This window comes from Gaoshiqia hydrogeniformans (assembly GCF_049347105.1).
Taxonomy (GTDB): Bacteria; Bacteroidota; Bacteroidia; order Bacteroidales; family Prolixibacteraceae; genus Gaoshiqia; species Gaoshiqia hydrogeniformans.
The window spans coordinates 1,005,709-1,020,471 of sequence record NZ_CP186334.1; the positions used below are offsets into that span (position 1 = coordinate 1,005,709).

Consider the following 14,763-nt stretch of genomic DNA (forward strand, 5'->3'; position numbering starts at 1 on the left):
TTCATCATACCCGTTTATGAACGAAAGCGCTATGAACCCGTCTGAAAAAACAAAAACCGCCGCCCCTGCCGCCTTTGAAATCACCATCAAAGCAGCCCTGCCCTTACAAACGCTGAAAATAAGATCGTTGGGTGAATTGCTGTTTAATAAGTTGTCTCACCGGTCCGAGGATTGTCATTTGTTTTGCAGTCATCTTGACTCCGCTTACATCGCCTTGTCGCTGCAACAGGTACGTCAGATCGTCTGCCGATTTTTTAAAACGTTTGATGCAAGCGGATTGCACCGCGGCGACACCGTGGCCCTCGTTCGCATCGACGGTTGCAGCGAATTGCCGGTTGCCTTACTGTTTCTGGCGCTTACCGTTAAGGGAATCCGCGTGCTGCTGCCCATGTATGCCGACCTCGAAGCGTTCCCGAAATGGATCGGTCAATGGCAATGTAAAGCCATCATTACACAGAATACGGAACTTCAAAACCTGCATAGCCATTTTTTGGAACGCGAACAGATGCGCCTGATCACGAACATGGCCAGCGAAAAGAACCTTCTCCTGTTGGATACCGAAGCCGATTTCGGTATCCGGAAGCTGTTGTTGCAGGCTACCGCAGGCGAAATAAGCGACCGGAAAATACCTGACGTACATTTAACGGATTTAGGTCAGGCCGATGATGAGGTACTGGTCATCTCCACCTCCGGCTCAACCGGCGTTCCCGATATGGTAACCTATCAGCAAATTGCTTTTTTGCAAAGCTGCCAAAGCTGGCAAAGCGCGGGCCTTTTTCATCCCGAACTCCTGGGAGGAAGGGGCTTTACGCCATTATTCACGCACACGATGGGCATCCGCCAGTTATTTAATGCCCTGTGGACAGGGCAAGCCGTTTGCCTGATCAGTACATCCTGGTTTCTCGAAAAACCCGAGACGGTAGCTTTTTTGCTTGAAAAGATGCAACCGAACCACATCACCGGCGGCCCGTCGGTTTACCGCCTGTTGCTCGAACTGGTACGGAATTTTCCAAAGCTGAAACAGTCCTTAGGCGCTTCCTTTAAGCAATTCATCTCCAGTGGCGCACCCTTCGACCTTCAAACTGCCGGACTACTGTTTGACGCGTTTAACATTCATATGCACAACGCCTTTGGAACCACCGAGACCCAACAGGTACTCAACACCTTAATGGATAATGACCTGCACGAAAACGCCTGGACAAACGAATTCCCGATGGGTTTACCTCTGCCCGGCGTGGAAATCGGCTTAGAAAAACTGGACTCTTTCGACGACTATTACCGGTTGCATTTCCGTGCGCCGTTTATGCACTACCGGATTCTGCGCGGCAATCAGTCTTTTTTTCATGAAAATTCCGGTTTTTATTATACCGGGGATATCGTGCAGTACCGGACGGGAAAGTTATATTACACCGGACGGGAAAAACAGGATTTTCTCAACGATGGTTTTGGGGTAAAAGTTCCGCTGCCTTTTATCCGGAAAAACTACCGGGAAGTATTTCAGCATACCGTTCACCACACATTTATTCCTTTTGAAGAAGATCCGGGACTCGGGCTGCTTCTGTTTATCAACAACCCGCAACTGCCCGAAGGAACCGTGCACGACATATCAATCCTGAACCGGCACGCCAACCTGATTTCAAGCATTAACCACCAATTGGAAAGCCAGTTACCTCCTTTCGAATACCAACACTTTACCGTCAGGCAATTGGCGCTGGTCAACGACAATCCTCCCCTGACCAACAAGGGCAACGTTTCTTCGTTCCTGCTGAAAGAGCGTTACAGGACTTTATTCGAACTGTTAAAACATTACGGCATCCGGCACCCCAGCCTGGTGCAAGTGGATAAGCGCTGCGGGAAAGACCATGCATTCAGGCATTACCTCAGTCCGTATATCGGCCGGTTTCTGAACATACTGGGCATGGATTACAGCTATCACCGCGGGAAAAAAGACACGCTGTTCACTTATCGTTTTCAACAAGAAATCCCGATACTCGACTTTACCGGAGGTTATGGAACCAATTTTCTGGGACACAATCATCCCGAAATCAAAAAGCTCGTCCGCCGGTTTTTGAAAGAAGACGAGGTCGCTGTTTCCGATCAGCTGAGCATCCAGCAATATGCCGGTTTACTGGCCCGGGCGCTGAATCGCGAGGTCAGCACACTTACCGGACGAAGTTACCGGGTTCAGCTGGTATCAACCGGCAGCGAAGCCGTTGAACTGGCCCTGCACCACGCCTGGATAGAGCTGAGGAAGCGCTTAAGCCGGATTTGCAGGTCTCAGTTCCAGGCAGGCCGCGGCATGGCCCCATCCTTATTTTATGCAAGCTGGAGAGAAAATTTCGAACGGTTGAACCAGTGTAAGCCGGTTGTTATCGGGCTGAAGCACGCTTTTCACGGCAACACATCAGGTGCACGATCACTGCTGCATACCGGTTTATCAAAAGAAAAGTTTAACCCGCTGCTGGCCGTCCGCAGCTTGTTTGTAGATGATGAAGCCGAAGACTGGGCAAGCCGGATAGATCAAATCATCAGCGAGGCAGGGATTTTCATCAATAAACTGGTTTGGAAGAATGGTGACTGGCAGGTGGAGCAACAGTTTTTCTCCACGATCCTGGCGGCCATTGCCGAACCTGTTCAGGGCGAGGGAGGCGTGCGCCTGGTCAATCGTGAAGTCCTTGCGCATTTAAACCGGTTTGAGTTCCCGCTGATCCTGGATGAAATTCAAAGCGGCCTGGGGCGTACCGGGAGCTTTATTACCTTCCCGGATATTCCGGCCGATTATTACCTGTTTGGTAAAGCCCTGGGCGGGAACATGGCAAAAATTTCAGCCGTGCTTATCGCCGAGGAACGCTTTCAGCCAGGTTTTCAGCGCGACTTTGTATCCACCTTTGCCAACAGCGGCCTCGCTTCCAAAATTGCGCTACGTACCATCAGCCTTATTTCGGAACAACACCTGGCCGAGCGGGCAAGGGAGGCAGGCGGTTACCTCAACAGACAATTGCTGAAGTTACAGCGCAAGTATCCCAGGATCATTGCAGGCATAGGCGGAAGGGGCTTACTCGCCGGGATCAGATTCAGGCATTTTAACCAGGACGACTGCCTGCTTCTCCGCACACTTTGCCAATCGGAACGGGCCGGCTACCTTTATTCGGCCTACCTGCTCAAAAAGCACCAGATCCGGATATTCCCGTCACTTTCGGCGCCAAATACCCTGCGGGTGGAACCTTCAGCCTATATCACAAAAAATGAAATCAGGAAGCTGGTTGGCGGGCTCGACGATTTATGCGAGCTGCTGGACCGAAATGCATTTTACGAACTGCTCCAACCGCTGATGGATGATGATCCGTTTGACGACAACAAGGGTGTTCCGGTTGCAGGCGGGCCTATCCTCACCCTAGATGAACCGCCTGCAGCCGGAGCCGTTCAAGTCGCTTTTATCGCTCATTTTGCTTATGTCGCAGAAGAGTTAAGGGCGCTTGAACCGGACCTGGTCAAGGCTTCGGACACCGGGTTGTATATTCTTTTCAACAAGTTGCAGCAGCTGCTGGAATGGAGACCGGTGAAAATCTTTTCAAAGAATATCTTCAACCAGCGGATCCATTTTACCTTTTATGCCCTTCCCGCCGATGCCGCAAGCCTGGAACGCCTCTGCCTCGACGGCAAGCGGCAAAAAATTACCGGGAAGATCCAGGAGACAGCCGAACTCGCCGCCAAAGAAGGCGCCCGATTTATTAGTTTGGGCGGCTTCTCCTCCATTCTTACCAATAATGCCCTTTCGGTAGTTGCCCCAAACGGGGCCAAAGTGATCAGCGGAAATACCTTAACGGTAGCCACCGGCATTAAACAAATTCTTCGGAAGATGGACGAGGCAACCGATTTCCCTGAGAAATCAACCCTGGTGGTCATCGGAGCATCCGGAAATATTGGTTCGGCCGTGGTAGAATATTTCATGAAAAACCCGCTCCGGGTGGCGAAGATTATCCTGTTGGGACGAAGAGAAAAGAAATTAAAAAACACCCTCGGACTGATGATGAAAAACAACCATCGCCCCGGTTCGCCGGTTCTGGAAACATCAACCAGTTTGCACGACTGCCAACAGGCCGATGTGATTGTTGTTGCAACCAACAGCAATGCGCCTCTTTTATTTCCCCATCACATCCCTGCAAACCGGAAGGTGATCATTTCAGATGTTTCGATTCCTTCGGCAGTGTCCAAAGCGGTAGCCGCCATGCCTAACGTAAGCCTGTTGCCATTTGCGGCCTACGTAAGCCTGCCGCACGACCCCACGCTCAAAATGAGTTCGCACACACCTGCCGGCACCGCGTTTTGCTGCGCAGCTGAGACTATACTCTGCGCCCTTCAGCCGAATGAACTTCACCTGAAAGGCGCCATCCGTTACGACGAGGTGGTGGCCATGATGAATCTGGCCGAGAAACAAGATTTATACCGGAAAATAGGCCCGGTAAAAAGTTTTAACCCAAAATAGCACGATGAAGGCTTTATTTAACTACGGGATATCGCAGGAAGACGCCTGCACCGAACGTCAGATGCTGGGATTAAACGACGGAGACCGCCTGCTTTGTATTGCGAGCGCCGGCGAAGTGCCGCTAAACCTGCTGGCAATGCGCCAGGCAGAGATCACCGCGGCAGACACCGACCCGAACCAGATTTTTCTTGGTAAACTCAAACTTTTGGCCGCCTTGCATTTACCATCCGAAAAAGCGGCGGGTTTTCTGGGATATATGAACATGGACCAAACAGAGCGAAAAAGGCAATTTGCCCGGCTTCAAAAAGATCTCAGCCCCGAAGAAAGCCATTTTTGGAACAAATACCCGGCTGTGATCGAAAAGGGGGCTATCAAGGCCGGACGCTTTGAGCAATACATCTCCCGCTTCCGGCTGATCGCCCGGCTGATTTTGGGAAAAAGAAACCTGAACCGCTTATTGGCCTGCGAGAACGTCGGCGAACAGGAAGTCGTCTTCGACCGGGAACTGAGTTCAATTTTATTAAAAGGCCTGTTTAAAATTATTTTTCACCCCCGGATCTATAAAAACCGGGGCATCCATGAAAAGGGACTTTCCAACCAGAGTGAAATTGATATGGCGGCTTTTTTTTACGGTCGTTTGCGCGACTTTTGTACCGCCACGCCCTGCCGGTCAAATTATTTTTTCCAACACACCTTTTTTGGCCAGGTTCTTTTTATGGAAGCCTTACCCGAATTTCTTCAACCTCCGGGGCAGGAAAAACTGAGGGAGCGGCAACATCAGCTTTACTTTCGGCAACATTCTTTCTCGGAATGTCTGCACGTTTACCCGCCTCGTCATTTCAACAAGTTTCACCTCTCCAACATTGGCGATTGGATGAGCCCCGGCGAGTTCCGGGAAGTCTTCCGGCTGATTCATCAAAAAGCGGCGCCCGAAAGTTTATTATCTGTCCGCTACATTCATTTTCACCAACCGATACCAATCGATCTGCAGTCTTTTTTTACAGAACAGCCCGGCAAAGGCGAAAACCTGATCAAAACAGACCGTTACCCGTTTTATACGCTGGTTCCCGTCAGTTACACCGGCGTGCCATTGGATGAAACAGTCATGCACGCGCCTAAATTCACGAGTCATGACCATCAGTAATCATCTCCGGATTGAACGCGATGAATGGGGCATGCCACATATTTGGGGAAAGACCGATGCCGACGCGGCCTACGGATTATCGTGGGCCCGTGCGGAAGACAACTTTGAGGGACTGCAGGAAGCCTTTATGGTAATCCGGGAACGACAGGCCGAAATGACCGGCTACAAAGGCATCGGCAGCGATGTGCTGGTTTTTTTGATCCGTGCCGATGAACTGCTGAACGACCAATGGGAGCAATCGGTTTCGTCTGACTTCAAAAAAGTACTGTCGGCCGGAGTAAAAGGGCTGAACGATTACGCGAAGCAACATCCGGCGGCCGTCAAATATAAAAGACTATTTCCGGTTTCGGAGCAGGATGTGCTGAAAGGCTATATCCTGACCCAAACCTTTACCTCGGGAGCGATTTACGCGCTGGCGAAAGTTGCCGGGAACAAAATGGAGAAGCTGCCGGAGGGATCCAATGCTTTCGCGTTTAGCCGCAAGCGGATGGAGGATGACAAAACCCTGCTGGTATCGAATGTTCATCAGCCAATCAGCGGGCCCTGGGCTTTTTACGAAGCGCACCTGTGCAGCGACGAAGGGTGGAATATCCTGGGAGCAACCTACTCGCCGGGCGTCACTCCCTTGTTTGGGGCAAGCCCTTACCTGGCCTGGAGCCCAACCAACAACTATGCAAATTTTGCCGACACCTACCAACTGCAAATCCATCCGGATGACCCGGTGCAATACCTGCTGGACGGCTCGTTGGAACGACTCAAACCGCTGACCTTCAAGACAAAAATGAAGCTCGGCCCGTTTGCTTTTCCCATTCGCAAAAAATATTTTCAAAGCCAATTCGGGATCACCGTCAATAATAAATCGGGCTGTTTCGCCCTGCGCTTTCCCGCCCGCTTTTGCATCAAAGCCGCCGAACAATTTTACCGGATGGGAAAGGCAAAAAACTTACAGGAATTTAAACACGCCTTGTCCATGCAGGGATTGGCGTCGCAAAACCTGATTTATGCCGACCGCGAAGATCACTTGTTCTTTATCAGCAACGGACTTTTTCCCTACCGGAACCCGGAATTCAACGACCTGAAAATTTTACCGGGCAATACCTCGCGGGGCTTGTGGGAACCGGTATTTCACCCGCTTGAAGACCTGCCTCAACTGGAAAACCCGGACTGCGGATATATCTACAATACCAACAATCCACCCTTTTTTGCCACAGCCGAAGCTGAAAACCTGAAACCGGAACAGTTTGACCCTTCCTTCGGATTTATTGAGCTGGAAAGCAACCGGGGCTTGAGGTTCAAAGAGATCATGAAACATGCAGACAACCGGAAAATTTCTTATGCCGAAGTAAAAGCGTGGAAATATGACCGGCAGTTTACCCGGGATCGTTTATACACCTTCAGTATTGAAAACATCGACGAGTTACTGGATACCTGTTTTTCGGACTATCCCGACCTGCGCAAAAGTATCTCGGTCATTCGGAGGTGGAACCGGAAAGCCGACCCTGAAAATAAACAGGCTTCGCTGATGGCGGTATTACTTTACCACCTGGTTGTTTATATCGACGATCATTTTTTGCGCGGGCAGGCCAACCGCATCCCGGAAAAGGTTTTTGCCGACAGCCTGCGAAAATCACAAAAACACCTGTTACACTATTTCGGAAACCTTGAGATCCCGCTTGGCCGGCTCCAGTTTCTGGTCAGGGGAAAAACCAGGATTCCCGTACCCGGGTTGCCCGAAAACCTGGCAGCCACCTTCCTGGAAAAAGATAAAAAAGGAACCTTCAGGATGGAAGGCGGCGATTCGTATATCCAGTTTGTGCGCTTCTCGGAGGCGAGGACCGAGATTGAATCGATTGTCCCTTACGGCGCTTCCGAATGCGCCAACAGCCCTCATTATGCCGATCAGATGCCTTTGTTTGCTGCCGGCAAGCTAAAAAAAGCAGACCTTTATTTTTTCGAAAAAAGTAAACACCATGCACATCCGCGAAGCAAAACCGGCCGATAACGAAAGCCTGTTAAGGTTAACCGCCCTCACACCGATGAAAGGAATCATTGAACTGCGGATTGAACGGCAACCCGATTTTTTCGCCTTACTTCGCGAACGGGGGCCTTTTTTTATGCTGGTAGCCGAAAACAACGGCGAAATTGTTGGGTCGATCGCTGTCAGCACTCACCAGACTTTGCTCGTCGGTCGGCCCTCCCTGGTCCACTATATCAGCGATTTCAAAGTTCATCCCGATCATCAGCGGACCAGGCTTGCTTTTCGCTTAATAAAAGGGCTGAATGAACACCTGATTTCGGTTGATGCCGACCTTTTGCTTTGTACAACCGTTTTGGGGAATGACCCGGTCGAGGCTTTTTTTGACGGCAGGCTGGGTATGCCTCCTTTTGTGGAAATGGCCACATTCCGCGTGTTTCAGTTTTTACCACGCCCCGTTAAACCGGCAAAAAACAACTTGCCGGTTATGCCGGTCGCGGATGAAGAACTGGAACAGTTAGCTGATTTTTATAATGCCTGCGCAAACAATTACACCCTGGCCCCTTTCAGCAAACCAGACGAGCTGGCGGGTAAAATCAACCTGGCGACTAAGAAAAACGGACAATATACGGCAGCGCTCACATTGGCCGACTATTCGTGGTTTAAGCAAAATATCATCGTGAATTTGCCTTTATCCCTCAATCTTCTTTGCCGTACCAGCCAATTGAGTTCCGCCCTGCTGCCGGCATTCCGGCTTCCGCAAAAAGGAGAGCCTATTCGCCTGATCAATATGAAACGCCTGGCCGTCCTCCCCGGATGCCTGGACGGATTAAACCGGCTGATTGCCCATGCCAGGTATTTGCTTTACCGCGACCGGTTTATCTTCCTGACCCTGGCTTTGCATCCGGCAGACAAGCTTCAATCAATCCGCCAGGGATTACCGGGCTTCAGCTTCTATTCAAAACTTTGGGCAAGCAGTTTAAAAGGAAATGAAAATCTGTTGAAAGAACTAAAAGCAGGTGTGATCTTCGAAGATTATTCACTCGTATGATACCCCATCAGATTATTCCGGCTAAGCGGCCGGCCTTTTCGATCACCTCCAGGCAATAACCGATGTCGGCGTCTGTATGCGCGGCGGTAACAATGGCACGAAGGCGCGCCCTCCCCCGGGGAACAACCGGCGACGGGATCCCATGAACGAATAAACCTTCATCCTGACAATATTTGGCCATTCTCCAGGCTTTTTGGTCGTCGCCGCAAATAACCGGCATAATAGGCGTTTCGGTATTCAACAGGTTAAACCCTTTTTCCCTCAGCCTATCGCGGAAATGCCGCATGTTTGCCTGTAAGCGGCAAATCCGTCCGGGTTCCCGTAAAATCAGGTCGAACGACGCCAGGGCCGCCGCCGCAAGCGGGGGAGCCAGCGCTGCCGAAAAAATAAAACCGCGCGAATTATGTTTTAACAGGTTGATTAATTCGGAACAACCAGCGATGTAACCGCCCATTGCCGGTATTGTTTTGCTTAGGGTGCCCATTTTAACATCGATGGTATCGGGCGCCAGGCCAAAATACTCGTCAATTCCCCGACCATCTGCACCCAAAACGCCAAGCGAATGCGCCTCGTCGACCATCAAAAGAGCCCCGTATTGACGACATAAACGGCTGATCTCCGGCAAATTTGCAATATCGCCATCCATGCTAAACACGGCGTCAACCACCACCAGCTTTTTCTTTTTCGGATCGGCTTTTCGCAGGCAATCCTCCAGGTGGGCCATTTCGTTATGCCTGAAACGGATACAGCCGGCGCCGGATAACTGGCAGCCATCCCGGATACTGACATGGTCGAGCTTATCGCAAAAAACCAGGTCATCGCGCGATACGACAGCCGAAATCGCCGACAGGTTGGCCAGGTAGCCGCTGGAATAAACCACGGCTGCTTCCGTTTTTTTGAATTGGGCGATTTTCGTTTCCAGTTCCTCGTGTAAGGGAAGCGTTCCGGCCAACAAGCGCACCCCATGGGCGCCGGTGCCATACCGCTGAACCGCCTGAACGGCCGCCGCTTCAATGGTCGGATGCCCCAGTAAACCCAGGTATGAATATGAACTCAACATGATCATCTCACCCCGGTCTTTCACCAACACACGGCCCCCGCGAAGCTCTTCAATCGCCTCAAGATAAAAATACAATCCTTGTTCTTTGCCCCACGCGATGGGCCAGATGGTTTCGGGAAGTTTAAAGTGATAATTGCCGCTGTCCATGGTAGTTAATTTTAGGCTGTGATTGGTACGCAGGTCGACAAATTTCAGGCTCAGTTGCTCCGGTTCGCTGGATAAAGCTCCATTTTCTTCGGTAAGGGAGAGTGTGCGGGTTGTGTCATGGCTGAGCCTGATTTTTTATAAAAATAGGCAGAATTTTTTGAATGAATGAAGCTCTCACCGTTATTAATTCCGGCTTTGTTTCCCGACCCTCCCAAACCCTTCTTGAACAAACGAAGTTCTTCGGAGGGTGGGTCGGAGATTTTGTTTCGAGAAAAAAAGAGGCTGTATGAAAAGTAAATCTTTAAACTTTTCATACAGCCTTTTTCCGATCGGTCAAAATTATTGGATTAACATTATTCCAGGTAGGTGTAGCCGTACAAGCCCGAGCGGTAGTTCGACAGGAATTCTTTACCTTCTTCGGCTGTAATTTTGCCCGATTTTACCGAGGTAGTTACCCATGTTTCGACCATACGAACCATCTTTTTCGGGTTGTACTGGACGTAATCCAGTACTTCGGCGACGGTTTCCCCGTCAATCACCTGGTCGATGCTGTAGGTATCGCCGTTAACCGATACATGAACCGCGTTTGTGTCGCCAAACAGGTTGTGCAAATCGCCCAGAATTTCCTGGTAGGCGCCGACAAGAAAAACGCCGATGTAATACGGGTCGCGGGCTTTGAGTGAGTGCACCGGCAAATCGTACGATATGTTCCGGGTTGAAATGAAATTGTCGATTTTCCCGTCCGAGTCGCAGGTAATGTCCTGCAAGGTCGCCGAGCGGTCGGGTTTCTCGTCTAAGCGGTGAATGGGCATAATCGGAAAAATCTGGTCGATGGCCCAGGAGTCGGGTAACGACTGAAACAGCGAAAAATTACAGAAATATTTATCTGAAAGCAATTTCGACATTGACATGAGTTCTTCGGGGATATGCCTCATTTTGTTGGTCATCTGGTAAATTTCGCGGGCAATTGACCAGAACAAACGCTCAATTTGCGCCCGGGTTTTCAGGTCGATCAGGCCAAAGCTGAACCGGTCCAGGGCTTCTTCGCGAATTTGCTGGGCATCGTGCCAGGCTTCCAGAATCCGCGGTTGGTTCAGTGATTCCCACAGCTCGTATAATTCCTGAACCAGCTCGTGGTCGCTTTCATTCATTTCAACATCCTCGTCCCAACTGGGAAGGGTTGCCGACTCCAATACTTCAAAAATCAGTACCGAATGATGGGCGGTTAACGAACGGCCCGATTCGGTGATTATGTTCGGATGGGGAATGTTATTTTTATCGCTGGCATCCACCATGGTAGAGACGGCGTCGTTCACGTATTCCTGGATGCTGTAATTCACGCTGCTTTCGCGGTTTGCCGAGCGCGTCCCGTCGTAATCGACGCCCAGGCCGCCGCCAATGTCAACAAATTCGATATTGAAGCCAAGTTTGCACAACTCGACATAAAACTGGGCCGATTCGCGCAGGGCAATTTTGATGCGACGTATTTTGTTTACCTGGCTGCCAATATGGAAATGAACAAGTTTCAGGCAGTCGCGCAGGTGGTTTTTATCCAGAAAATCCACGGCTTCGAGCACCTCGCTAGAGGTTAGCCCGAATTTGCTGACATCGCCTCCCGAGTTTTCCCATTTGCCGCTTCCGCTGCTGGCCAGTTTAATGCGGATCCCCAGGTTAGGTTTGATTTTCAGTCGCCTGGCCACTTTTGCAATAAGTTTCAGTTCGTTCAGTTTCTCAACGACCACAAAAATGCGGCGTCCCATTTTTTGTGCCAGCAGGGCCAGTTCAATGTAATCTTCATCTTTGTAGCCGTTGCAAATGATCAACGAATCGCTGTCGGTGTTGATGGCGATGACGGCATGAAGTTCGGGCTTTGAACCGGCTTCGAGGCCAATGTTAAATTTTTGTCCGTGACTGACAATTTCTTCAACCACCGGGCGCATTTGGTTTACTTTAATCGGGTAAATGATAAAGTTGTTCGCCTTGTAGTCATATTCTTTGGCCGCAGTTCTGAAACAATTCGTCATTTTTTCAATCCGACTGTTCAGGATATCCGGGAAACGAACCAACAGAGGTAAAGCTACATCCCGCACTTGCAGCTCATCAATCAGTTCTTTTAAATCAATCTGAGGTCCGCCTTTTTGCGGGGTAACCACCACATTTCCTTTATCATTCACCGAAAAATAGTTGATCCCCCAACCGTTGATGTTGTAGAGTTCCTCCGTGTCCTCAATGCGCCATTTTCTCATTCTTATTATCCTAATAACTAATTAAAAACAAGGTTAATTTTTTTGAACGCCAAATATAGTTTTTTTACAGGTTCTCAAACCTTTTCAGAAATTGAATTTTCTGAAAATTAAATCGCTACAATTTACAATTTTATCCGGTACAACCGAAAAGAAATCACGGTGCCGTATACAATAACCTGAAGCCAGTTGCGGGGAACTGTCTGTTTCTTTACGAAACATTATTACATTTGTTTTTATTAATCCCGAACAATGAAAGAATACATTCAACTGTTAAGCCGGATGATTCAAACACCCTCTTTCAGTGGCGAGGAAGAAGCGGTAGCAAGCCTGGTTCGTGCGTTTTTATCGGCAAAAGGCCTGTCGTTCTCAACGAAAGCCAATAATACCTGGTTGCGCAACAAGAGCTGGCAGGAAGGAAAGCCGGTGGTATTGCTGAATTCCCATATCGATACGGTAAAACCAGTGAAAAACTGGACGAAAGACCCTTTCGGGGCCGGGCGGGACGGCGACCGGCTTTTCGGGCTGGGCAGCAACGACGCGGGAGCATCGCTGGTGACCCTGCTGGCGGTATTTGTTTATTTTAATGAGCAGCATGAGTTGCCGTTCAACCTGATTTTTGCCGCATCGGCCGAAGAAGAAGTCTCGGGCACCAACGGGATGGAGAGCCTGATCGGCGACCTTGGGCCGGTTGATCTGGCAATTGTCGGCGAGCCCACTCAAATGCAAATGGCTGTTGCCGAAAAAGGCTTGATGGTGCTCGACTGTGTGGCACACGGCAAAGCGGGGCACGCGGCGCGAAACGAAGGCGAGAATGCCTTGTATAAAGCCATCGACGATATCCAGATCCTCCGGAATTACCAATTCGAAAACGTATCGGAGATGCTTGGCGCGGTAAAACTGTCGGTTACCCAAATCAATGCCGGTTATCAGCACAACGTGGTGCCCGATAACTGCACGTTTGTGGTTGATGTGCGCACCAATGAGTTTTATTCGAACCAACAGGCGTTTGAGATGATCCGCGGATTAATTTCGGCTGAAGTGAAAGCCCGTTCGTTTAAGCTGAACAGTTCGGGCATCCCCCTGGATCATCCGTTGGTGCAACGGGGAGTTAAAATTGGTTTGTCCTGTTACGGTTCGCCGACGACATCCGATCAGGCCGTGATGCCCTTCCTTTCGATTAAGATTGGTCCGGGCGACAGCGCCCGATCGCATACAGCCGATGAATATATCCTGATTTCGGAGATGGAACAGGGTTTTGACATTTACAAAAGACTACTGGAAAACCTGAACTTGTGACCGGTTGGTACCGGGACTAAAGGGAGGCAGAGATTTATTTTCGCGCCTTATCCCATAAAAAGAAAAGGGCCTGCCGAGGCAGACCCTTTGAGAAAGCTACAGACATAAAGGCTGAAGAAATTATTAATTGTAGGCGCTTTCTCCGTGTTCATATACATCAAGACCTTCTTCTTCAATGCGTTTGGATACTCTCAGCACGCCCGCTTTTTTCAGGATGGTAAACAGGATTAAGCCCGTTCCAAAAGCCCATACAAAGAAACTGAGCACTCCGATCGCCTGTACGCCCAACAGTTTTGCACCATTGCCGTAAAACAAACCTTCGGAAGTTGAGAACAAACCAACGGCCAGCGTACCAATGGCCCCGCTGACACCGTGTACTGAAATCGCGCCAACCGGGTCGTCAACTTTCAGTATTTTATCGAAAAACTCAACAGCAAACGGCAAAATAAATCCGGCAACAATACCGATTATCACCGCGCCTGCCGGGTCAACAGCGTCGCAACCGGCGGTAATGGCTACCAAGCCGGCCAGGGCGCCGTTTAGTGAGATTGACAGGGTTGGACGTTGGTAGCGAACCCAGGCAACCAGCATGGCGGTTACAGCGCCAGCAGCGGCAGCCAGGTTTGTCGTAACGGCAATATGGCCAATCGCAACAGCATTTTCGACGCCGGCGGCCGCTAATTGCGAGCCTGGGTTAAAGCCAAACCAACCAAACCAGAGGATGAATACGCCCAATGCACCTAAGGTGAGGTTGTGTCCGGGAATCGCTTTGGCCTTTCCTTTTTTGTCATATTTTCCAAGACGGGGACCGATGATGGCCGCTCCGGCCAATCCGACCCATCCACCTACCGAGTGAACGATTGAAGAACCTGCAAAGTCGTGAAATCCAAGTTCGCTTAACCAGCCGCCTCCCCAGGTCCAGTGCCCGGAGATCGGATAAATCAGCACGGTAATTACGATCGAGAAAATCAGGTAAGCTTTAAACTCGGTACGTTCAGCCATCGCTCCCGAAACAATGGTTGCGGCAGTTGCAGCAAATACGGTCTGGAAAAACAGGTCGGCATAGTCGGAGTAATTATCGCCATAGCCATCACTCATGAAGAATAAATCGGGGATCCCGATTAATCCGCCTACCGAATCGCCGTACATGATGGTAAAACCGATGATCCAGTATAAAAGGGAGCCGATGGAAAAGTCCATTAAGTTTTTCATTAAGATGTTTGCTGTGTTTTTCGAACGGGTAAATCCCGCCTCTACCATTGCAAACCCCGGCTGCATAAACATCACCATGAACCCGGCAATCAACAGCCACATATTATCGATGCCTATTTGCAGGCCTTGTAAAGTTTCTTCCATGA

8 protein-coding genes are annotated in these 14,763 nt (G+C 50.0%); 5 read left to right on the forward strand and 3 right to left on the reverse strand.

Annotation, left to right across the window (positions count from 1 at the left end; translation table 11 throughout):
• Positions 1 to 16 precede the first annotated feature (16 nt).
• Genes ACOIT5_RS04240 through ACOIT5_RS04255 form a run of 4 tightly spaced genes read left to right on the forward strand, consistent with a single transcriptional unit; the run spans position 17 to position 8,656 of the window.
• Complete coding sequence (locus ACOIT5_RS04240; protein WP_423129221.1) at positions 17 to 4,486, forward strand: aminotransferase class III-fold pyridoxal phosphate-dependent enzyme; 4,470 nt, start codon at positions 17 to 19, stop codon at positions 4,484 to 4,486.
• Between the two features lie 4 nt (positions 4,487 to 4,490).
• Positions 4,491 to 5,630 carry a DUF3419 family protein gene (locus tag ACOIT5_RS04245; RefSeq protein WP_423129222.1) on the forward strand — a complete coding sequence of 380 codons (1,140 nt, stop codon included), beginning with the start codon at positions 4,491 to 4,493 and terminating at the stop codon, positions 5,628 to 5,630.
• Complete coding sequence (locus ACOIT5_RS04250; protein WP_423129223.1) at positions 5,617 to 7,632, forward strand: penicillin acylase family protein; 2,016 nt, start codon at positions 5,617 to 5,619, stop codon at positions 7,630 to 7,632. Before ACOIT5_RS04245 ends, ACOIT5_RS04250 begins: the two co-directional genes overlap by 14 nt.
• A complete protein-coding gene (locus ACOIT5_RS04255; RefSeq protein ID WP_423129224.1) occupies positions 7,601 to 8,656 on the forward strand; it encodes a GNAT family N-acetyltransferase in 1,056 nt (351 codons plus the stop codon). Before ACOIT5_RS04250 ends, ACOIT5_RS04255 begins: the two co-directional genes overlap by 32 nt.
• A gap of 7 nt (positions 8,657 to 8,663) precedes the next feature.
• Here ACOIT5_RS04255 and ACOIT5_RS04260 read toward each other — a convergent pair whose 3' ends face one another.
• Both ACOIT5_RS04260 and speA read right to left on the reverse strand, forming a co-directional pair.
• Positions 8,664 to 9,863 (reverse strand): aminotransferase class I/II-fold pyridoxal phosphate-dependent enzyme, encoded by a 1,200-nt coding sequence (locus ACOIT5_RS04260; RefSeq protein WP_423129225.1) that lies wholly within the window; start codon positions 9,861 to 9,863, stop codon positions 8,664 to 8,666.
• A gap of 353 nt (positions 9,864 to 10,216) precedes the next feature.
• The gene (gene speA / locus ACOIT5_RS04265; RefSeq protein WP_423129226.1) at positions 10,217 to 12,109 is read right to left on the reverse strand and encodes a biosynthetic arginine decarboxylase; all 1,893 of its coding nucleotides are present in this window, start codon (positions 12,107 to 12,109) and stop codon (positions 10,217 to 10,219) included.
• A 249-nt stretch (positions 12,110 to 12,358) separates the two neighbouring features.
• On the opposite strand from speA, the gene ACOIT5_RS04270 reads away from it, so the two are divergent.
• Entirely contained in the window at positions 12,359 to 13,405 is a 1,047-nt protein-coding gene (locus ACOIT5_RS04270; RefSeq protein ID WP_423129227.1) for a M20 family metallo-hydrolase, read from the forward strand.
• A 123-nt stretch (positions 13,406 to 13,528) separates the two neighbouring features.
• On the opposite strand, the gene ACOIT5_RS04275 is transcribed toward ACOIT5_RS04270, so the two are convergent.
• Complete coding sequence (locus ACOIT5_RS04275) at positions 13,529 to 14,761, reverse strand: ammonium transporter (RefSeq protein ID WP_423129228.1); 1,233 nt, start codon at positions 14,759 to 14,761, stop codon at positions 13,529 to 13,531.
• Positions 14,762 to 14,763 lie beyond the last annotated feature (2 nt).

What these genes read in the sequence shown, in the direction of transcription:
- ACOIT5_RS04240 (WP_423129221.1), top strand. Translation starts at nt 17, where the DNA reads ATGAACGAAAGCGCTATGAACCCGTCTGAAAAAACAAAAACCGCCGCC.
- ACOIT5_RS04245 (WP_423129222.1), top strand. Translation starts at nt 4,491, where the DNA reads ATGAAGGCTTTATTTAACTACGGGATATCGCAGGAAGACGCCTGCACC.
- ACOIT5_RS04250 (WP_423129223.1), top strand. Translation starts at nt 5,617, where the DNA reads ATGACCATCAGTAATCATCTCCGGATTGAACGCGATGAATGGGGCATG.
- ACOIT5_RS04255 (WP_423129224.1), top strand. Translation starts at nt 7,601, where the DNA reads ATGCACATCCGCGAAGCAAAACCGGCCGATAACGAAAGCCTGTTAAGG.
- ACOIT5_RS04260 (WP_423129225.1), bottom strand. Translation starts at nt 9,863, where the DNA reads ATGGACAGCGGCAATTATCACTTTAAACTTCCCGAAACCATCTGGCCC.
- speA (WP_423129226.1), bottom strand. Translation starts at nt 12,109, where the DNA reads ATGAGAAAATGGCGCATTGAGGACACGGAGGAACTCTACAACATCAAC.
- ACOIT5_RS04270 (WP_423129227.1), top strand. Translation starts at nt 12,359, where the DNA reads ATGAAAGAATACATTCAACTGTTAAGCCGGATGATTCAAACACCCTCT.
- ACOIT5_RS04275 (WP_423129228.1), bottom strand. Translation starts at nt 14,761, where the DNA reads ATGGAAGAAACTTTACAAGGCCTGCAAATAGGCATCGATAATATGTGG.